Origin of the sequence: Desulfitobacterium nosdiversum (genome assembly GCF_049860565.1) — a bacterium.
In the GTDB taxonomy this organism is placed as follows: Bacteria; Bacillota; Desulfitobacteriia; order Desulfitobacteriales; family Desulfitobacteriaceae; genus Desulfitobacterium_A; species Desulfitobacterium_A nosdiversum.
Genome location: NZ_CP172056.1, coordinates 3,147,620 through 3,168,866, shown reverse-complemented (window position 1 = coordinate 3,168,866; position 21,247 = coordinate 3,147,620). Strand labels below are relative to the sequence as shown.

Genomic DNA, 21,247 nt, shown 5'->3' with positions numbered 1-21,247 from the left:
CGAAGTGATATGCGACTGAAGGAGTGTCAACTCATGCTAAAAAATGATGAAGCTTTGGATGAAGCTTTTAAGAATCCACAAGTTCAGAACCTTAAGGATTTGGGGCAAATTAAAATTCCCGAACCTGCTGAGAATATTTTTTGCTTAACCGTAGTTGGGCAAATTGAGGGGCATCAGATATTGCCGCCTCAATCTAAAGCGACGAAGTACGAACACGTAATTCCTCAACTTGTTGCAGTTGAACAAAATCCTAAGATCGAAGGCGTTTTATTGATTTTAAATACAGCTGGAGGAGACGTGGAAGCGGGGCTTGCCATTGCTGAGTTAGTCAGCAGTTTAAGCAAACCCAGTGTATCGCTTGTTCTCGGGGGTGGACATAGTATCGGAATCCCGATTGCTGTGAGCAGCAGCAAAAGTTTTATCTCTCCAACAGGAACGATGACGGTCCATCCCATTCGTTATACAGGTTTAGTGATTAATGGACATCAACAATTTGAATATCTGCAAAAAATGCAGGAGAGAATCAATCGTTTTATCATTGAACATTCAAAAATATCGCAGGAAGGTCTCCGAAAGTTGATGTTTGCGACGGGTGAGTTAGCCCAAGATATAGGAACAATTCTTGTGGGACAGGATGCAGTTGATATAGGATTGATTGATTCTGTCGGCGGCTTAAAAGATGCTTATGCTGAAATCAATCGGCTAATCAAGGAAGAAGAACAAAATTAATTAGAAAACGGGCAAAAATTGCCCGCTTTTTTATTTAAATTAAGATTTATCTTTTCCTATGCAGAATAAAAGCATCTATATTATACTAAAAGATAGGGTAGTCCTGATTCAGGAAATAAATGGCATATATAAAAGGTGAATTTGGCTTATACAGCGAATCTATAAGAGCTTAGCGTTATAGATAAAGATAAATCATAAGGTAAGGGGATTTATTGTGGCGAAGAAAAGAATGCCCCGCGCAGTGAAAAAAAGACCATCACTACAGGAAACTGTACGGCATGAAGTTGTAGGTATTTTTGCATTAGGTTTAGCGGCACTTGGTATTGTTGCACTTTACTCGGGACCGAGCGGATATATTGGCGGAAAATTGAAGGAGGCTCTAACTGTTCTGGCAGGATCAGGGAGAATTTGGATTCTTATTCTATTCGGACTTTGGGGAATTAATTATATGAACCGACGCCATCAAGAAAATGTGTGGAGGAGTACCGGTGTGTTCCTTCTTTGGCTTGTTTTAGAAGGGATTTTGCACTTTCAGCTCCCTGGAGTGGAGGCTTTTTCGAGCAGTGACCTTTGGCAGGCTGGGAAAGCGGGACAAGGCGGAGGAATAGTCGGAGCAGGGATTGCAATCCTTTTAAAATCTTCTGTTGGGATTACTGGAGGATATGTGATCCTGATTATGATGGCTTTAATTAGCGCGTTACTTGTCACAAACCGCTCATTAATTGGAGGGATACGGGAAGTCAAACAAATAGGCAAACAAACGGGCGAATGGGTGAAAGAGCAGGTCGGAGAATTTGTTTATGTTGTTCAAGACCCGGATGTTGTGGAAAAGCAGGAAGCTGTTTCGGAAACGGATTTCTCTGATAAAAAGGCAACGAAAAAAACTCCGAAGAGAAAAGACATTAAAGAGGAACCTCATCTTATGAATAAAGCATTGGAGCCCGAGGTCGCTGAAAGACCGCTTGTCATTAAAACGTTACAGGATAGTATGCCATCACCAGCAGAGGAGGCCGAAGCTAAGAAAACCGATTCGGCGGAAATAACACAATCCAGTTTTGATTTTGCCAATCAAGCGACTACGGATAGTGAGAAGAACAGCAATTCGGGGAGTATCTTACCTCCGGGTAAACTTACGGGAACCCCAATTTCGAGACAAGTTCAAAATGATAGTAATGTCTATCAATTACCGAACCTTGCGCTTTTGAACAAATCATTAAAGGTTAAAAATCCGCGCATTAATAAAGATTTAGCTGATAATGTCAAAATTCTCGAAGATACACTGGGTAATTTTGGAGTAAAAGTTAAGGTTACGCACGTTACTCAAGGACCGGCTATTACGCGTTATGAAGCACAACCGGCGCCAGGGGTTAAAGTCAGCAGGATTACAAATCTTGCGGATGACATTGCTTTAAGTTTAGCAGCCTCCGATGTTCGGATTGAGGCCCCTGTACCTGGGAAATCAGTTGTAGGGATTGAAGTCCCGAACCAAGAGATTGCGACCGTTCATTTCCGTGAGGTTCTGGAAACACCAGAATTTCAAAATTCAAATAGTAAACTATCTATGACTTTGGGCAAAGATATTACGGGGACCCCTATTATTGCCGACTTAGCCAAAATGCCGCATCTTTTGATTGCAGGGGCTACAGGTTCGGGAAAATCGGTGTGTGTTAATACGCTGATCAATAGTATTCTATTTAAGGCACGTCCGGATGAAGTTAAATTTTTGCTTGTCGATCCGAAAATGGTTGAATTAACGAATTATAACGGAATCCCTCATTTAATTGCCCCTGTCGTTACGGATCCCAAAAAGGCAGCAGGAGCTCTTAAGTGGATAGTCACTGAGATGGAAACACGGTATGAGTTGTTTGCTGCAACAGGTGTGCGTGACATTGTACGGTATAATTTTTTGAAGAACCAAGAAAAGAAAGATGACTCACCGGCTCTTCCCTATGTCGTTGTCATTATCGATGAACTTTCTGATTTAATGATGGTTGCCCCAGGGGATGTGGAGGATTCGATCTGCCGTTTGGCTCAAATGGCTCGGGCAGCAGGTATTCATCTTATTATTGCTACGCAGAGACCTTCGGTCGATGTTATAACGGGCTTGATTAAGGCAAATATTCCGTCACGAATAGCATTTGCGGTTTCCTCGCAGATCGATTCAAGAACGATTCTTGACATGGCAGGTGCTGAAAAATTATTGGGACGAGGAGATATGCTTTATTATCCTATGGGAGCCAGCAAACCGATACGTGTCCAAGGATGTTTCCTGGCTGACAAAGAAGTTGAAAATGTTGTTCGTTTTCTACAAAATCAAGCGGTGCCGGAATATCAAGAAATTCCGAATATTGAAGTTGGCGGAGGAAAAGTCGAAACAGCAGGAGACGAGCTGTTTCATCAAGCCTCACTCTTATTTATTGAATCTGGTAATGCCTCCGTTTCGCTCCTCCAGCGACGGCTTAGAATTGGCTATACGCGAGCAGCACGACTTATGGATTTGCTTGAGGAAAAAGGAGTTGTTGGCGGGTATGAGGGCTCAAAACCTCGTGAAGTATTGATGACCCGCGGGCAATTTGAACAAAAATTTGGATTAATGGATGATGTTGTCGGAAAATAAGTTGCAGATTTCGCGGGATAGATTTATGATAAAAAGAGAATTACGTTTTTCCAGAAGGGAATTGATATGATCCGAGAGATTACTGTAGAAGAATTGGTAAATTTAGAGAAATCTGTTTTGGTGGATGTCCGTTCAGAGGGAGAATATCAGGAAGCGACCATTCCAGGGGCGCTTAATCTTCCCCTTTTTAATAATGAGGAAAGGGCAAAGGTAGGGACAATTTATACCCAGATATCGCCGGCCTTAGCCCGGGAGGAAGGGCTTAGGATTGTAAGCCCCAAATTACCCGACTTGATTAATAAGGCTAAACAATGGTCAGAACAGGGTTCACTCGTTCTTTTTTGCTGGCGGGGGGGAATGAGAAGCAAATCCTTGGCAACGGTGATTGATCTTATGGGTGTGCCCGTTTATCGATTGCAAGGAGGCTATAAATCCTATCGAAAAAAGGTCGTAGAGTTTTTTGACCAAGAGCTTGCGTTTAAAGTTGTTGTTCTGAGAGGGAATACAGGTGTTGGCAAAACAGAAATTCTAAAGCAATTACGCGAAGATGGTTATCCAGCAATTGATCTGGAAGGATTAGCCAATAATAGGGGCTCTGTCTTTGGTGATGTAGGATTAGGAGCACCGCCTTCCCAAAAAACGTTTGAGTCCTCACTTTATGAAGAGCTAAAAAGAGTTAAAGCGCAAAGACATTCATATATTGTGGTAGAATGTGAAAGTAAACGCATCGGGCGGGTGTCCTTGCCGAACAAATTTCATCAGGCTATGCAAGAAGGAACTCAAGTCCTTGTTTATGATTCGATTAAAAATCGAGTAAATCGTTTACTTAAGGAGTATGCGAATATATCAGAAGCAATTCCTCAGATTAGAGCAGCTCTTCTCCGCTTAGATAAGAACTTGGGACGTAAGAAGCTTGAGGAGTATAAAGGACTGTTAGAGGAAAAACGATTATATGAGTTTACAGAAAATCTTTTAGAGTACTACGACACACTTTATCGATATCCCAATGAATCCAGTGCAGATTATGCTTTTAATATCTGTCAGGCCATCCCGGAACAGGCCACAAGGGAGTTGGAAAACTATCTTGACGAGCGAATGTCTGAACCCAGTGAAGCATCTCTATTTGGAATACGAAATTCAGCAAAATAAGCCTGGATTGCTGGGTGCAGTGACAACACTGTTAGGTATGTTGGAAATAAATATTCTTTCGGTAACGAGTATCGATCAATCTCGTCGTGGATTTTTATTGGAAGTACCTTCGGAGGACAAGCTTAATGCCTTAAAAGATGTTGTTTTTCACATCGATTCTATAAAGGTTACTGCCTTTCGCATTCCCACTTTGTTGGATCGTGTTGCCATTCGTCATGGACGTCGCTTGGATATGGCAGAAATTAATCCGCCAACTTATCGCTTTTTGCGTGAGGAATTCGGCGTATTAGTCGATTTTTTAGGGGATACCTTAGCCCAGGGCGGGAATCAAGTTATTGGCATCCGCGGTATGCCTCAAGTGGGTAAAACTGAAGCGGCGATTGCAGCATGCGTCTATGCAAATAAAAAATGGACTTTAATTTCCTCGACAATTCTTAGACAAACATTACGAACAAAACTTATGTTAGAAGAAGTAAAGGAAAGCATATTTCTCATTGATGGGATAACAAGCACCTCACGTGGAAATGATGAACATTGGGAACTGCTATCCAAAATATTAACACTGTCAACACCCAAAATTATTGAACATCCTGATGTTATGCTTAGAGACGGGCGGTTCCCGATCGAATTTGATTTTATAATTGAGATTCGAAATTATTCTGAAGATGAGATTCGTATCGAAGATGTGACGACAAGCTTTTCTTCTTTTGATGTAAGTTAAATATTTTTAAGGAGGGTTTTTAAAATGGCAGGCGAGGGACAGCTCCTTCGAACAGCACGTGAAGAAAAAGGGTGGAGTTTGCTTCAAGCTGAAGAAGTAACCAAGATTCGTGTGCGCTACCTTGAAGCGATGGAGGCTGAAAACTATAGTATTTTACCGGGTGCGACTTATGTTCGGGGGTTCTTACGCACATATTCGAAAAATCTCGGATTAAATCCCGAGGAAATCGTTGAACTATATAAAGCAAATGAACCTGTATTTCAGCCGAAAATTGAGCCGGTACTAACGATTCCTCGTAAAAGACCAGTCTGGGTTAGACCTATGATTGCTGTTGTAGTCGGATTGTTAGCCATTGGAACTGTGGCAGGTATTGCTGCAATGACCAAGCAGAAAGAAAATACCACTGCCTCAGATTACACTCCTGCACCTTTGCCAAGTGCCCCTAAGGTGGAACAGCCTAAATCTGCGGGAGATGCAAGTAATGCTCAATCTCAAACAAATTCCGATAGCAATCAACAAAGTGTTCCTAATGCAATGGCAGCGACAACAGAGGGGCTGAAAGCACAGCTTGTTTTTACCCAACCTTGCTGGGTTGTCGTTAATGTAGACGGTAAACAAGCTCTTGAAGGAACAAATACCCAGGGAACAACAAAAGAGCTTACGGCTAATGAAAAGATTGAACTTGTCACTGTAGGTAATGCTGGAGGTATCAGTATCACGCTTAATGGGAAAGCTATACCAAGCTTGGGTGCATCCGGGCAAGTTGTGCATAATGTTGTTTTAACGAAAGATACCTTAAATCAACTTTCAACACAAACTCCCCAAACCTCAGTTCAACCTCAATAATTTTATTCATAAAAACAACATGGTTGATAGGAGAGAGAGCTTTGGCTAAGGAATCTTCATTTGATATTGTTTCACAGATTGATATGCAGGAAGTCACTAATGCAGTTCATCAGGCTCAGAAGGAAATCGAACAGCGTTTTGATTTTAAAAATAGTAAATCTTCGATTGAATTGCAGGAAAATAAGCTTATTTTGATTTCGGATGATGACTTTAAACTGCACAATGTAACGGATATTTTAGAAAGTAAATTAGTAAAGCGGCAGGTTTCATTGAAAGCTTTAGATTATGGGAAAATTTCGCCTGCTGCCGGTGATACTGTTCGTCAGGAAGTAAATTTCGTTCAGGGGATATCTCAGGAAAAGGCAAAACAGATAAATAAAATGATTAAGGATAGTAAGATTAAAGTATCCAGTTCGATTCAAGGTGATCAGGTACGGGTTTCGGGAAAGGATAAAGATAACCTTCAGGCGGTTATTGCTCTACTCCGTAAGCAGGATTTAGGTATTGATCTGCAATTTATTAATTATCGTTAGGTTAAGATGTTTTTGCTCTTGCTAATTGAAAAATTTACGATTTATAGATCTCCCACTTTTGGTGGGAGATTTGACTTTGAGGAAATGGAAGTGGTTTTATCAAAACCCCACAATTTTTACCTGTAAATCGAGAAGACATGAAGAAACGGGGTTGGGCGGAACTCGATTTCCTTCTTATAACCGGTGATGCTTATGTTGACCATCCTACATTTGGAATTGCTATTATTTCTAGGGTGTTAGAAAAAGAAGGTTATCGTGTGGGCATAATTGCTCAGCCTGACTGGAAAAATCTTCAGTCCTTTCAAGCCTTGGGACGCCCAAGGCTGGCTTGTATGATTACTGGGGGCAATCTCGATTCGATGGTTGATCATTATACGGCTGCTAAGAAGAAACGATCAAAGGATGTCTATTCTCCGGGAGGAAAAACAGGACTTCGGCCAGACCACTCGGCAATTGTTTATTCAAATCGTGTTCGAGAAGCGTTTCCAGGGCTTCCCATAGTTTTGGGGGGTATTGAAGCCTCCTTGCGTCGATTTGCCCATTATGACTTTTGGAGCAATAAGGTTAAGCATTCTATTCTCGTGGATAGTCAGGCAGATTTAATGGTTTTTGGTATGGGAGAAAAAGCGACGGTTGAAATCGCAAAACAGTTGGAGTCCGGAAAATCTGCTCGTGAAATTTATGGGATTAGGGGAACCATGGTTCATTGGAAAGGAGAACCTCCTGAAAACGTAATCGAGATTCCTTCATTTAAGGATGTTCTTGATGACAAACGAAAATATGCGGAAGCTTTTTGGATTCAATACAACCAGCAAGATCCTTTTCGCGGACAAGCTATGTTCCAAGCACATGGCAGCGAAGGAGTGCTCCAGTATCCTCCGGGACTGCCACTGACTCAACCTGAGATGGATGCGGTTTATGCCTTATCGTATATGGGAACATACCATCCAATGTATGAAGCTGAGGGCGGTGTTCCTGCTATCCGCGAGGTAGAGTTTAGCTTAGTCAGTACGCGGGGATGTTTTGGTTCTTGTTCTTTTTGCGCGTTGACTTTTCATCAGGGTAGAATTGTCCAAAGTCGAAGTGAAGAATCGATCGTTCACGAAGCGGAAGGATTGATCTGGCATCCTGGTTTCAAAGGATATATTCATGATGTTGGAGGACCGACTGCAAATTTTCGGCGCCCAGCCTGTAAAGCCCAGTTGAAAAGAGGAGCTTGCCCGCATCGGCAGTGTCTCTATCCAGCTCCCTGCTCGCAAATCGATGTCGATCACGGTGAATATATTCATTTGTTACGCCGTCTCAGAAGTCTGCCAAAAGTAAAAAAAGTTTTTGTACGATCGGGAATTCGTTTTGATGCTGTCCTTGCGGATAAAAATACGGACTTTTTGCGGGAGCTTTGCGAGCATCATGTGAGTGGTCAGCTTAAAGTTGCTCCCGAGCATGTCAGCGATGTCGTCCTAAAAAGGATGGGAAAACCGGGTAAAAAGGTTTATGAAACATTTACTAAGTCCTTTAAAGAGATCAATGACAAGCTGGGGAAAAAGCAATTCCTTGTTCCATACCTCATGTCTTCTCACCCGGGAAGCAGTCTAAAAGAAGCCATTGAATTAGCAGAATATGTACGGGATATGGGGGTAAATCCAGAACAAGTTCAGGATTTTATTCCTACACCGGGTACTTTGTCAACATGTATGTATTATACCGGCTTAGATCCACGGACGTTGGAAAGCGTCTATGTTCCCCGAAGTATGGAAGAAAAGGCAATGCAGCGTGCCTTGATTCAGTACCGTAATCCGAAAAATTATGATCTTGTTGAAAGGGCATTGAAAAAGGCGCATCGTGAAGACCTTATTGGATATGGTCCGAAGTGTCTGATCCGACCCAGGAATTTCCGAAAGTCAAGCAGAACAGATGGAGAGGCTAAAGTAGATGCAAGACGTTTTTCAAAAGATACTGGCACAAGAAGAATAAATGACCGAAAAGGCAAAACAGGGAAGACCGAGTTGAAAAGTCCAGGGACAAGGTCAAGAAACTCCGACTCAGGAAAGAAAGAAAATAAGAATACAAAGAATAAAACAAAAATGAAAGAATTAAGAGGGGTGGAATCCCTTCAAGCGGAACCGAAAAGAAAGACAAAGCAAAAAAGCACGAACACCTGAAAAAGCGAACGTGCTTTTGAATAGAAAAATCGAATTAGAGTAAAATTAAATAGCAGACCCAAACATATCCACCAAAGTTTCTTCAACTTCATCCATATTCATAACTCCGAGTTCCTTCGTATACGGAGGTTCAAAATCAAGATAATTTTCAAGTGTGAGCGGTTCCTCGGAATAGAATTTAACAAAAGAAAACCAAGTCCCTTTTTCATCGGTATGCAGATACTTGAGTTCGTAAAATTCAGTAGCATCAAGCAAACTATGAAATATAACGGTTTGCCCGTTGTGTACAAAGCTAACCTCAGCATCTTCATATTTCCGTTGAGAAAATTTCCAAATAAATGCTTCAGCAAGAGAGAAGGAATTTTGAGATTCTTCTTCTTGGCCTTCCCAATAAAAATCGATGGAGTTCAACTCCTTTTGTTCCATAATATCCGCTAAATCATCAATACGACTGACGACAGGCGAAGGAAGAGTATATTGGTCACAAAGTTTGTTCCCGCAATGATAACTTGGAACTTTATGAATATGACCGAGACCTTGCGCTAAATCGACAGGAATTGTTCGCAGAATTAAGTAACCGGTATCGCCGCAGCCGCATAAATCTACAGGAGAGAGTTCTTTCATAGTTCAGGCACCTCGCTTTATCCTCATCGGGGATAAGATCAACTATACTTCATATGAATTTAAAAATCCACATCAGTAAGGTTTTCTTTATACCCCTATATTATAGGAAAAAAGTGTTCTTGTGAATCATTCTTATTTATTACTTTTGCAGAATTATGTCTGATAAGTTTTTGACACCTTAGGAAAAGTTGGTTTATACTAGGTAAAGAGTGTATTAGGTTGCAAATATTGAGGTGTAATTTTTGAGTAAAAGTGTCGCTATAGTTACGCTCGGATGTTCGAAAAATCAAGTCGACAGTGAAATTATGTCCGGTCGTATGAGTGAAAAATACTGCTTAGTTAAAGATCCCGAGCAAGCGGATATAATCATCGTAAATACTTGTACTTTTATTGAACGAGCTAAAGAAGAATCAATTAATACTCTTTTGGAGATGGCTCAGTTTAAAGAAGACAGTCAATGTAAAACGTTAGTCGCTGCGGGCTGTTTAGCTCAACGGTATGGTGAGGAGTTGATGGCTGAGATTCCTGAACTTGACGGAATCCTGGGAACAGGTAATGTCGCTGAGATTCTTGAGGTCGTTGAGGAAGCCCAAATTCAGAAGACACGGCATGTATCACTCGATATTCCGCAATTCCTCTATAATGATACAATGTCAAGAAATCGTCTTTCGCCGAAGCATTATGCATATGTTAAGGTAGCGGAAGGGTGCGATAACTATTGTACCTATTGCATAATTCCTCACGTTAGAGGACGTTTTCGCAGCAGACCTGAGGAATCGATTATTCGCGAAGCCCAACACATGGCAGAGGAAGGCGTTAAAGAAATTCTTTTAATTGCTCAGGATACAACGCGTTATGGAATAGACCTTTATGGTGAATATCGATTGCCGTCTTTAATCCGTAAAATTGCTGATATTGAGGGAATAGAATGGATTCGTCTCATGTATTGCTATCCGGATTTGTTTACCGATGAGCTTATTCAAACGATGAAAGATACGCCTAAAGTCTGCCGATATTTGGATATACCGTTGCAGCATGCGGATAATCAGATCCTTAAGGAAATGAATCGGCGGGGAACCCGCGAGGATGCAGAGTTTCTCATCCAAAAGCTGCGCCAGGCAATGCCGGATATCCGTATTCGAACCACGATGATTACGGGTTTCCCAGGTGAATCGGAAACTCAGTTTAAAAATCTTCTTGATTTTGTAAAGTTCGTTGGTTTTGACCGCCTAGGTGCTTTTGCCTACTCTCAAGAAGAATCGACCCCGGCAGCGAAACGCAAGGACCAAGTACCGGAAGATGTCCGCGAAAAACGCTGCGAAGAACTTATGCAGCTGCAGCAAACAATATCCCTTGAACGCCAGCAACGTTGGCGGGGGCAGCTTTTAAAGGTTTTAATTGAAGAAAAATTACCAGACGGAAGATTCCTTGGACGTTCTGAAGGGGACGCACCGGAAATTGACGGTTCTGTCTATGTTAATTCCTCAGCAGAATTAATAATCGGCGAATTTGCTCAAGTTAAAATCCAAGATGTCGACAGCTATGACTTAATGGGAGAGGTTGTTTCGTGAATTTACCCAATCGACTCACTTTAGCCCGAATATTTTTAATACCGATCTTTATGGCCTTTTTGCTTATCCAAGATGCTAAGGGTCATTCGATTATACCCTATCAAAATGTTGTAGCGGCTTTGATCTTCATTTTAGCTGCAACAACAGATGGGTTAGATGGCTATATTGCTCGCAAGCGGGGGCAGGTGACTAACCTTGGCAAGTTTATGGATCCGTTAGCAGATAAACTCTTGGTATCAGCAGCATTGATCTCGTTGGTTGAGCTTGGAGAGGTACCCGCCTGGGTCGCTTGGGTGATTTTAGGACGAGAATTTGCGGTAACGGGTCTTAGAGCAATTGCCGCTGCTGATGGTACAATTATTAGCGCGAGTAAGCTGGGCAAGATTAAAACGGTAACTCAGGTTATTGCAATTTCAGCTATTCTTTTAAATGATTGGCCGTTTTCACTTCTACATATTCCGGTCGGTAAGCCGTTCCTATATATTGCTTTATTCTTTACAATTCTTTCAGGAATGGATTACCTAATTAAGATGAAGAAGATCCTTAAAAAATAAAATGTTTTTTTAAAGTTACATAGAGGTATAAAAAAAGAATTTTCCACATAGGAAAATTCTTTTTTGTTTTATAGATATCTGTTTAGAAGATGATCCTGACATTATTGGATAAAATTATATATCAATATCATATATCATACATGCTATAATGTGATATAGCAATTGATATATTGGATCCGTAAACGGAGGGGACAGACACTAATGATGAAACAAAGGATTGCAAGGGTTAGCCTTATAGGAATGCTCATTTTTGGCCTTTTATTAGGCGGTCAAATTCTGTATAAAAATAATTGGACGAATGGGCAGTTAGTAAAAGATAGCCGTCAGATTAGTGGTGTTTTATCAGCCCAAGTTGTTACTGAAAATGGACAGCAAATTCTGGAGGTTAAAGTTGATCATGTTCAGAATTTAAAAAAGGTAGGAGAGCAGCTCGAAAATATTGCCGGACAACGCCCTATTCGCTTTAATGATCAGAGAACCCCGGAATTGGAAAAAGTTCTGGCTCAGATGGAGTTCCCATTGCAAGAATCTGTTGCCCGCGGTAATTTTACAGAAATGCAGCGGAAACTGCAGGAGCTGGCTGATCAGGCAGGTGTGACCCTGGAGCTGAGCATGGATAATGAAGGAATCTATTTAAACTTAACCAAGGGACAAGCTCAATTGGTAGAAGTCATAGAGCGCCATGCCCAAGGAAAGTTTTTAGAATCATGAGGCAATAGAAGGAGGTTAAGGCATGCTGTTGGATTTAGCCTTGGGAACGGGAGTAGGATTGTTCTTTTTCCTATGGGTGATGGGATATAACGTCCTTCCTCTCGCTCTTTTAGGTGGTCTTGGATTTATGATATGGAAACTCGTTATACAAAGACAGGTTCTCAAAACGACGGGAAAAGGAATACAAATCTCAACTACTTCAATAGATTTTGAGGATATTGGAGGACAAAATGCGGCAAAGAAAGAGCTGCAAGAGGCATTAGATTTCCTTATTTATTCAGATCGTATGAAAGCGCTTGGCATCCGCCCTTTGAAAGGAATTCTTTTATCCGGACCGCCTGGAACCGGGAAAACCCTCTTAGCTAAAGCAGCCGCACACTATACTAACTCTTCATTTCTGGCGATATCCGGAAGTGAATTTGTTGAAATGTATGCCGGAGTAGGGGCAGAACGGGTTCGCAGTATATTTCGGCGTGCAAAAGAGTGCGCACGGAAAGAGAAAAAATCAAGTGCAATTCTATTTATTGATGAAATCGATATTCTAGGAGCCAAACGTGGAAGTAACATTTCACATCATGAGTATGATCAAACCCTTAATCAACTCTTAGTTGAGATGGATGGATTGGGAACCGAAGAAGGAATCCGAATTCTCGTTTTAGCGGCTACCAATCGTGCGGAAGCACTTGATTCCGCTTTGCTGAGGCCGGGGCGATTTGACCGTTCAGTTAAGGTAGACTTGCCGGATAAAGAAGGACGACTTGCGATCTTGACTATTCATACCCGCAACAAACCAATGGCCAAGGATGTAAATTTAGAAAAGATAGCGCAGGAAACCTTTGGTTTTTCAGGTGCACATCTTGAAAGTGTAGCGAATGAAGCTGCAGTTTTTGCCCTTAGAAATAATGTTGAAGAAATAACGATGCTCCATTTGCGAGAAGCTGTTGAGAAAGTGATGTTGGGTGAAAAACTAGATCGTAAGCCAACTGATGAAGAACTTAAAAGAGTTGCCATACATGAAAGTGGTCATGCTTTACTTGCGGAGCATCTTCATCCCCATTCTGTTTCTCAGATTTCAATTCGTTCTCGGGGCAATGCCTTAGGCTATGTTCGTCATTACCCAAAAGATGACCTTTATCTCTATACACAAAGCATGCTTGAAGAGCAGATCATGATTGCGTTGGCTGGGGCTTTAGCGGAGGAAGAGATTTTAGGAGCACGGAGTACAGGTTCCGCTGGGGATTATGAACAGGCCCTGCGGCTGGTCGAAAAAATTTTAGCATCAGGTATGTCTGAACTTGGCGTTATTGATGTCGGCAACCTTAGTGCTGACCAGCGCCAAAAAGTCACACGGAATATCCTTAATGATTTGGAATTGCAAACAAAACGGATCATTCAGGACATAAAGACTGTCTTAATCCAGTTATCAGAGATCTTGCAGGAGGAAGAAACGATTAGCGGCGAGAAACTTCGTTCATATTTAGAAGTTAGAATTGCCTAAATACCACAGACTCCCCAAAAAAAACTATATTAAAAATTTTAAAATACGATAAAAACTCAGCTTTGCTGAGTTTTTTGTTTACCCTTATTATGCAAAAGATACATGTTTGAAGCAGGATAACTTTGCAAACGCTGAGAAATAAATAAGGAAGCATTGGGAAACCTTAGTAGGTGAAGAAAGCAAATGTTAGATTGCGTTTAATAGTGGAGAGTGATAAAATACTATGAAGGCTGAAATTATCGCTACGGGTACAGAAATATTACTCGGACAAACTCTAAATACCAGTGCCCATTATATAACGGGCAAATTATCCGAGCTTGGGATTGAAGTGGATTTCCATACTACGGTAGGAGATAACCAAGATCGAGTTGAAGCGGTATTAAAGCAGGCTTTAAACCGTTCTGATCTCGTTTTGACAACCGGTGGGACGGGTCCTACTGTTGATGATATGACGAAAGAATTGGTCGCCAAGGTCCTAGGCTTGAAGATGCAGCTCGACAAGGACAGCCTTGAGCGTGTCCAACACTTTTTTTCGAGCCGCGGTTCTGCTATGCCTAAAACTGAAGAAAAAGAAGTTTACTTCCCTGAGGGTTCACAAATACTGACGAATGATCATGGAACAGCACCTGGTGCAATACTTCAGTCACAGGGGAAAACAGTGGTCATTCTGCCAGGTCCTCCTTCTGAAATGAAGCCAATGTTCGATCACGATGTATTTCCTTTTTTGGAAAAGTTGGTATTCAGTGGTTCGGGACGGATGTACAGCCGTGTGATAAAGAGTTTCGGCTGGGGAGAATCCAAAATTGAACAAGCCCTCCAGGATTTGATGGGGAATGATCAACTTGGGATGTCGTTGCTCGCTAAGAGTTCGGAGATGCATATCCGACTTGTCGTCAGAAGTGACGATGAGCAGCATGCCTTAGAGGTTTTAGATAAGAATGAGCGGATTATTCGAGAACGTTTGGGAGCAGGAGTATTTGGAAAAGACGATGAAACCATGCTTGGGATTGTCAACTCGATTCTATTATCCAGAGGGCTGACGATTGCGACCGCTGAATCCTGCACAGGAGGGTTATTAGGAGCAAGTCTTTCCCAAGAGCCAGGTAGTTCAGAAACGTATTTGGGCGGGGTCGTGAGTTATTCTAATTCTTTAAAAGAAGGATTTCTAGGAGTTAAATCTCAAACCCTTCAAACGTACGGGGCAGTGAGTCCAGAAACTGCACGCGAAATGGCTGCTGGAGTAAAAGAGCGGTCAGGCGCAGATCTAGCGGTTGGCATTACGGGAATTGCGGGTCCGGGCGGAGGAAGCAATGAAAAGCCGGTGGGCTTAGTTTATATTGGACTGGCTACTCCGGAAGGTGTCCAAGCGAACAAATTTCAGTTTCAAGGCCAGAGGGAGTCTGTTCGGCAATTGTCCGTGATGGCTGCCCTAGATTTAGTTCGTCAGTATTTGTTAAAGGTTGAAAGGAGTACATTATAATTTTATGGTAGAACGTTTACAATCCTTTGGAGAAATTGCGTTAAGCAAGCAAGTCCTTCAGTCGCTTTCGGAAATGGGATTTGAGGAACCCTCACCCATTCAAAAAGAGGCTATTCCTATTGCTATTGAGGGTATGGACTTAATTGGTCAGGCTCAAACGGGAACAGGAAAAACAGCTGCATTTGGAGTTCCGATTGTTGAAAAGGTAAACCCAAAGTTTCAAGCAGTACAGGCCATTATCTTAACCCCAACACGTGAATTAGCAGTTCAAGTAGCAGAGGAAATCGCTAAAATTGGTAAGTATCGTCATATCAAGATCTTACCGATTTACGGCGGTCAATCGATTGACCGCCAGATTCGGGCACTGCGCTACGGAAGCCAAGTTGTCGTCGGAACACCAGGACGAATTCTCGACCACTTAAATCGAGGAACCTTAAAATTGCAGTATGTTAAAATGTTTGTTCTTGATGAAGCCGATGAAATGCTTGATATGGGTTTTGTGGAAGATATTGAAACAATTCTGAAGCAAGTTCCCCAAGAAGAAAGACAGGTTATGCTGTTTTCGGCAACAATGCCTTTAGCGATTCGTAAGTTGGCTCAACACTATATGAGTAATCCTAAGTCTGTAGCTGTAAGCCGAGATGAATTAACTGTCCCTCTTATTGAACAGGTATTTTATGAGACGCGTGAAAAGATTAAGGCCGATGCGCTATGCCGGATTATCGACATGGAGGATATCGGACAAGCTATTATTTTCTGCCGGACAAAACGCGGAGTTGATGAGCTGGTAGCAGCCCTGGAAGCAAGAGGTTATTTTGCCGATGCACTGCACGGGGATTTAAGCCAGCAACAGCGCGATCGTGTTATGAAACGTTTCCGGGATGGAAAAATTGAACTTCTTGTTGCTACTGACGTTGCTGCTCGTGGTTTAGATATTGATAATGTAACTCATGTCATCAATTTTGATATACCACAGGATCCGGAATCTTATGTTCACCGTATTGGCCGGACGGGACGGGCTGGACGTAAGGGTCAGGCTATTACCCTGATTTCTCCGCGCGAATATCGTCAACTCCGCTTAATAGAGCGTTTAATAAAAACGCGTATTGTTCGTCAAGAGCTTCCTTCTCTGGCTGATGTAAGTGAGCGTCAAGCCGAGAATCTGAAAAAGCAGCTTGAAAAGGTACTTCAGAAAAATCTAGGAACTTATCGTTCTATCGTTAGTTCTTTACTCGAAGAATATGATTCGATCGATGTAGCAGCGGCTGCATTAAAGTTCGCAGTCGAGGGTGCAGAAGAACATACTGACGAAGAGGAAGAAATTTCGTTTGGAAATACAGGGGCTGCTCCAGGTATGGTTCGCTTATTTATGAACATTGGAAGGCTTCAGCAAATCAGACCTCAGGATATCGTCCGCTGGATTGCCGATGAGAGCGGGATCCCCGGGAATATTATTGGAATGATTAACATTTACGATAAATTCACCTTTGTTGAAGTACCGGAAGAGTATGCTAATCGGGTACTCAGTTGTATGCATCAGAATTTCATTAAAGGTCGGAAGGTTAATGTCGAGCCGGCTAAAGCTCGCTGAGAATGTAAGAATATAGTTTTCTTTAATATGAACCAGGTCAATGGTTTCCGAAAGGTACATAGACCTGGTTTTAATGCGCTACAAAGACTCACTTTCTCTGCCAATCAAAGCTATTTTATAATAAGGAGGAAAAGAGTTTATGGATGGAGCAGGCCTATTAGGGTCAATTTTAAGTATTACGCTTATGGATTTAGTTTTAAGTGGGGACAATGCAGTCGTAATTGCTTTAGCTACCCTTCGTTTAGGCGAAAATGAACGTAAAAAAGCAATCTTTTGGGGGACTTTCGGTGCTGTTGCGTTAAGAATAAGCTTAACTACGATTGCAGTGCTGCTTTTGACTATTCCGTTTGTACAGGCTGTCGGCGGACTACTCTTAGCATGGATTGCTGTCAAACTTCTCCTTGGAGAAGAGGATAAGGGCGAAGTTAAAGAAGCATCAAGCCTTAGAGAAGCGATTCAGACAATTATTATTGCAGATTTTTTAATGAGTTTAGATAATGTTCTTGCTGTAGCAGGTGCTTCTCAAGGAAATATCTCCCTTTTAATCTTTGGACTCTTAATTAGTATTCCTATCGTTGTTTTTGGGAGCACCCTTTTATCTAATCTCATGAAAAAATGGCCATGGCTTGTTTCACTTGGCGCCGGCTTGCTTGGTTATACTGCAGGGGAAATGCTGTTAAATGACTCATATTTTTATTTTCTTGCACAGATTACAATTCTTGATTATTTAATCCCAGGTCTATTAGGTGTGGGGGTTGTCATTGTAGGAAATTTTTTAAGAATACGGAGATCAAAAGGCATAGAATCCAAAGACTTGGAGGAAAAGAAAAAGGCTGGCTGATTTGCGCGGTTTTTTGTCGTTATGTGTATTATCTTTGGAAAAGAATTGACAAGCAATACGGATAACGTATAATTATATCGAACAAATGTTTTGTTTAAGGGAGGAAATACGATGGCGGGGACAGATAAACTAAAGGCGTTAGATATGGCTTTAAGTCAAATTGAGAAGCAATTTGGAAAAGGTTCCATCATGAAGTTAGGTGAAGCTTCCGCGAAGATGGAAGTTGAAGTTATTCCAACCGGAGCCTTAGCCTTAGATATTGCCTTAGGGGTTGGCGGAATCCCACGGGGAAGGATTATTGAAATTTATGGTCCTGAGTCATCGGGTAAAACGACAGTTGCTCTGCATATTATCGCGGAAGCCCAGAAAATGGGTGGAATGGCCGCTTTTATTGATGCTGAGCATGCTCTTGACCCAGTTTATGCGAAGGCCCTTGGTGTCAATATTGATAATCTGCTCATTTCTCAACCAGATACAGGGGAGCAAGGGTTGGAAATCTGTGAAGCTTTAGTTCGAAGCGGAGCTATTGATATCATTGTTATTGACTCTGTAGCAGCACTTGTCCCACGAGCTGAAATTGAAGGGGAAATGGGAGACTCTCATGTCGGGCTTCATGCTCGTTTAATGTCACAGGCTCTGCGTAAGTTAACAGGGGCGATCAGCAAAAGCCGCACTGCCGTTGTTTTTATTAACCAAATTCGTGAAAAAGTGGGCGTTATGTTTGGAAACCCCGAAACAACGACAGGCGGTCGTGCGTTAAAGTTTTACGCGACAATTCGTATGGAAGTAAGACGTCAAGAAACGTTAAAGCAAGGACAAGAAATAACGGGAAATAGAACCCGGGTCAAGGTCGTCAAGAATAAAGTGGCTCCTCCATTTAAAACAGCTGACTTCGATATTATGTATGGCGAGGGTATTTCACGCGAGGGCAGTATCATTGATGTCGGCACAGAAATGGAGATTATCTCTAAATCGGGTGCATGGTATGCCTATAACGGTGAAAGATTAGGACAGGGCAAGGAAAATGTCAAAGAATACTTAAAGCAGCATCCTGAAATTGCCGCAGAAATTGAACAGCAGATTCGCGCCAATATAAACGGTATTACAGTTCCTTCTGCAGATGATGTGTCTGGGCCAGAAGAGGAAGAATAAGGTAAAGCTCAATGAAAAGTGCGTTAGACACTGCCCTAATCTTTCTAAGTAAACGTGCCCTAACTCACTATGAACTTAAAATGAGACTTGAGAAAAAGGGATATGCTGAGGACGAAATCAGTGAAGCAATGGAAAGGGTAGAAGGCTGGGGTTATATAAACGATCAGGCTTATGCCCTCTTCTTTTCTCAGTCTAAGTTATCGATTTGGTCACGTAAAAGAGTTCAGCAGGAATTACTGAGACGAGGAATTAATTCTTCAATTATTGAGGATGTTTTGGATCAGGTTTTCAAGGCTGAGCAGGAACTTTTTCAATGCCTGAATTTAGCTCAAAAAATGTGGTCTCAAGAAGCACAAAGATGGGAGACAAGCTACCAATTTAAAAAGACTTATGCTAAAATTCCCCGTGAATTATTTCTTAAGCAAAAAATCGGGCAAAAACTGGCTCAGAAAGGGTATCCTTTATACGTTATACATCAGGTTCTTGAGGAAGCGTCAAGATGGGACTAAGTCCCATTCAAGGCATAAAAATCGCTGAAGGGCCTAGTGTTGAAGGATATTCTTGACAATATTTTCAAAAGATATTAAACTTTACGAAGAAGCCTGTTTCCGTAAAATTAACCTTAAGGTTTTCTTATAGATTTCATCGTTGTTAGTATATAATATGGGGGTTTTCAGCTAGCGCGTTTGGGTTTGTAGGAAACAGAAGACGTTTGTCTTTGAATTTAAGGTATTTTTCGAAACTGGTGAGACCCAGTTTTTTTTATTGTAAAATTATAAAGTAAAAAACACAGAGTGAAGGAGGTGAAGTCCACTTGGAGGTTACAAGTATTATCGTTTCTGGAGTGCTGGTCATTATAGCACTGGGTATAGGTGGCTTTATTGGGTGGATCATTCGTAAAAGCACAGCTGAAAAAGTCATCGGTTCTGCAGAAATTGAAGCCAAACGCATTGTCGATAATGCAGAGTCGGCGGCGGAAGCAAAACGTCGTGAGGCGGTTGTTGCAGCTAAAGAGGAAGTAATGCTGATCCGCAACGATGCTGAAAAAGAAGTTCGCGAACGGCGTTCTGAAGTACAGCGATTAGAACGAAGGATTACTCAGAAAGAAGAAACACTGGATCGTAAAATGGAATCTCTCGAACGCAAGGAAGAAACCTTACATCGCAAAGAGGAAGAGGCAGAAAAACTGCGTGAGGAGCTTACAGCGAAGGTTGCTAAGGAAAAGGAAGAATTGGAACGCATTTCTGGTCTTTCTACGGAGGAAGCTAAACAAGTTCTTTTACAAAGCGTTGAAGAAGAAGTTCGCTATGAATCTGCGATTTTGATCAAAGAAATCGAAACTCGAGCCAAAGAAGAAGCCGAAAAGAGAGCAAAGAATATTGTTTCTTTGGCGATTCAACGGTGTGCTGCAGATCATGTTGCTGAAACTACGGTTTCGGTTGTTGCTTTACCGAGCGATGAAATGAAGGGACGAATTATCGGACGTGAAGGCAGAAATATTCGGACGCTGGAGACCTTAACAGGTATTGATCTAATCATTGATGATACGCCCGAGGCTGTTATTCTTTCGGGATTTGACCCTATCCGTAGAGAAGTCGCTCGAGTAGCTTTAGAAAAACTGATAGCAGACGGCCGAATTCATCCTGCTCGGATTGAGGAAATGGTTGAAAAGGCTCAAAAAGAAGTTGAGCAACGAATCCGTGAAGAAGGAGAACAAGCGACATTCGATACAGGAGTTCATGGTCTCCATCCAGAAATTATCAAACTCTTAGGTCGATTGAAATTCAGAACAAGCTATGGCCAAAATGTACTCAAGCATTCTATGGAAGTAGCGCATCTGGCTGGATTGATGGCAGCAGAACTTGGCGTAGATGTTCAATTGGCAAAACGCGCGGGATTGCTGCACGATCTAGGTAAATCTGTAGACCATGATACGGAAGGAACTCATGTTCAAATCGGTGTTGATTTGGCGAGAAAGTACAAAGAGTCTGCAGATGTAATCCATGCTATCGAAGCCCATCATGGTGATGTTGAAGCAAAAACAATTGAAGCAGTTTTGGTGGCCGCAGCAGATGCAGTATCAGCAGCACGTCCAGGAGCTCGCAGGGAAACTCTAGAGTCTTACATCAAGCGTTTACAAAAGCTTGAAGAGATTGCAGATACTTTCGAAGGTGTCGAAAAATCTTTTGCTATCCAAGCTGGTCGAGAAATACGCATTATTGTTAAACCCGATAAAATTGATGATGTTTTAGCTCCGCGAGTTGCTCATGAGATTAGTAAGCGGATTGAAGAAGAACTTGAATATCCCGGTCAAATTAAAGTTGTTGTCATTCGTGAGACGCGTGCCGTTGATTATGCGAAATAAATAAAAATAAGATTTGAAAACACAGCAGGCGATTTTATTCGCCTGCTTTCGTTTATATCCAATTTTTTTTAGCAGGACTTTAAAAGAATACGACGAATAATAA

18 protein-coding genes are annotated in these 21,247 nt (G+C 41.8%); 17 read left to right on the top strand and 1 reads right to left on the bottom strand.

Translation table 11 applies throughout. The features are described from left to right. Positions 1–33: 33 nt before the first annotated feature. The 7 genes from ACHOLT_RS15265 (at position 34) to ACHOLT_RS15235 (ending at position 8,757) form a co-directional block, all read left to right on the top strand. Positions 34–729 carry a ClpP family protease gene (locus ACHOLT_RS15265; protein WP_425802341.1) on the top strand — a complete coding sequence of 232 codons (696 nt, stop codon included), beginning with the start codon at positions 34–36 and terminating at the stop codon, positions 727–729. Between the two features lie 214 nt (positions 730–943). Beyond that, positions 944–3,346: a DNA translocase FtsK 4TM domain-containing protein gene (locus tag ACHOLT_RS15260; protein ID WP_425802338.1), complete on the top strand. Its 2,403-nt coding sequence runs from the start codon at positions 944–946 to the stop codon at positions 3,344–3,346. A 66-nt stretch (positions 3,347–3,412) separates the two neighbouring features. After that, positions 3,413–4,495 carry a tRNA 2-selenouridine(34) synthase MnmH gene (gene mnmH, locus ACHOLT_RS15255; RefSeq protein ID WP_425802336.1) on the top strand — a complete coding sequence of 361 codons (1,083 nt, stop codon included), beginning with the start codon at positions 3,413–3,415 and terminating at the stop codon, positions 4,493–4,495. Next, positions 4,470–5,216 carry a DUF3388 domain-containing protein gene (locus tag ACHOLT_RS15250; RefSeq protein ID WP_425802334.1) on the top strand — a complete coding sequence of 249 codons (747 nt, stop codon included), beginning with the start codon at positions 4,470–4,472 and terminating at the stop codon, positions 5,214–5,216. Before mnmH ends, ACHOLT_RS15250 begins: the two co-directional genes overlap by 26 nt. A gap of 24 nt (positions 5,217–5,240) precedes the next feature. Beyond that, positions 5,241–6,062 (top strand): helix-turn-helix domain-containing protein, encoded by an 822-nt coding sequence (locus ACHOLT_RS15245; protein ID WP_425802332.1) that lies wholly within the window; start codon positions 5,241–5,243, stop codon positions 6,060–6,062. A 41-nt stretch (positions 6,063–6,103) separates the two neighbouring features. After that, entirely contained in the window at positions 6,104–6,595 is a 492-nt protein-coding gene (locus ACHOLT_RS15240; protein ID WP_425802329.1) for a YajQ family cyclic di-GMP-binding protein, read from the top strand. Positions 6,596–6,732: 137 nt separating this feature from the next. Beyond that, positions 6,733–8,757 carry a YgiQ family radical SAM protein gene (locus tag ACHOLT_RS15235; RefSeq protein WP_425802327.1) on the top strand — a complete coding sequence of 675 codons (2,025 nt, stop codon included), beginning with the start codon at positions 6,733–6,735 and terminating at the stop codon, positions 8,755–8,757. A gap of 45 nt (positions 8,758–8,802) precedes the next feature. On the opposite strand, the gene ACHOLT_RS15230 is transcribed toward ACHOLT_RS15235, so the two are convergent. Next, complete coding sequence (locus ACHOLT_RS15230) at positions 8,803–9,381, bottom strand: hypothetical protein (protein ID WP_425802325.1); 579 nt, start codon at positions 9,379–9,381, stop codon at positions 8,803–8,805. A gap of 242 nt (positions 9,382–9,623) precedes the next feature. Between ACHOLT_RS15230 and rimO the strand changes: the two genes are divergently transcribed. The 10 genes from rimO to rny all read left to right on the top strand — a co-directional run bounded on the left by rimO (position 9,624) and on the right by rny (position 21,144). Beyond that, complete coding sequence (rimO, locus tag ACHOLT_RS15225; protein ID WP_425802323.1) at positions 9,624–10,952, top strand: 30S ribosomal protein S12 methylthiotransferase RimO; 1,329 nt, start codon at positions 9,624–9,626, stop codon at positions 10,950–10,952. Next, positions 10,949–11,506 carry a CDP-diacylglycerol--glycerol-3-phosphate 3-phosphatidyltransferase gene (gene pgsA / locus ACHOLT_RS15220; RefSeq protein ID WP_425802321.1) on the top strand — a complete coding sequence of 186 codons (558 nt, stop codon included), beginning with the start codon at positions 10,949–10,951 and terminating at the stop codon, positions 11,504–11,506. The genes rimO and pgsA overlap by 4 nt, the downstream gene beginning before the upstream one ends. A 201-nt stretch (positions 11,507–11,707) precedes the next feature. Then, positions 11,708–12,217 (top strand): hypothetical protein, encoded by a 510-nt coding sequence (locus ACHOLT_RS15215; protein ID WP_425802319.1) that lies wholly within the window; start codon positions 11,708–11,710, stop codon positions 12,215–12,217. Positions 12,218–12,239: 22 nt separating this feature from the next. Next, the gene (locus ACHOLT_RS15210; protein ID WP_425802317.1) at positions 12,240–13,715 is read left to right on the top strand and encodes an AAA family ATPase; all 1,476 of its coding nucleotides are present in this window, start codon (positions 12,240–12,242) and stop codon (positions 13,713–13,715) included. Between the two features lie 223 nt (positions 13,716–13,938). Beyond that, entirely contained in the window at positions 13,939–15,195 is a 1,257-nt protein-coding gene (locus ACHOLT_RS15205) for a competence/damage-inducible protein A (RefSeq protein WP_425802315.1), read from the top strand. Between the two features lie 4 nt (positions 15,196–15,199). Beyond that, a complete protein-coding gene (locus tag ACHOLT_RS15200) occupies positions 15,200–16,786 on the top strand; it encodes a DEAD/DEAH box helicase (protein ID WP_425802313.1) in 1,587 nt (528 codons plus the stop codon). A gap of 139 nt (positions 16,787–16,925) precedes the next feature. Next, positions 16,926–17,627, top strand: a complete 702-nt coding sequence (locus ACHOLT_RS15195; RefSeq protein ID WP_425802311.1) for a TerC family protein — start codon at positions 16,926–16,928, stop codon at positions 17,625–17,627. A gap of 111 nt (positions 17,628–17,738) precedes the next feature. Further along, positions 17,739–18,779, top strand: a complete 1,041-nt coding sequence (gene recA, locus ACHOLT_RS15190) for a recombinase RecA (protein WP_425802309.1) — start codon at positions 17,739–17,741, stop codon at positions 18,777–18,779. Between the two features lie 11 nt (positions 18,780–18,790). Then, positions 18,791–19,288 (top strand): regulatory protein RecX, encoded by a 498-nt coding sequence (locus ACHOLT_RS15185; protein ID WP_425802306.1) that lies wholly within the window; start codon positions 18,791–18,793, stop codon positions 19,286–19,288. A 305-nt stretch (positions 19,289–19,593) separates the two neighbouring features. Next, positions 19,594–21,144: a ribonuclease Y gene (gene rny / locus ACHOLT_RS15180; protein ID WP_425802303.1), complete on the top strand. Its 1,551-nt coding sequence runs from the start codon at positions 19,594–19,596 to the stop codon at positions 21,142–21,144. The last annotated feature ends 103 nt before the right edge of the window (positions 21,145–21,247 follow it).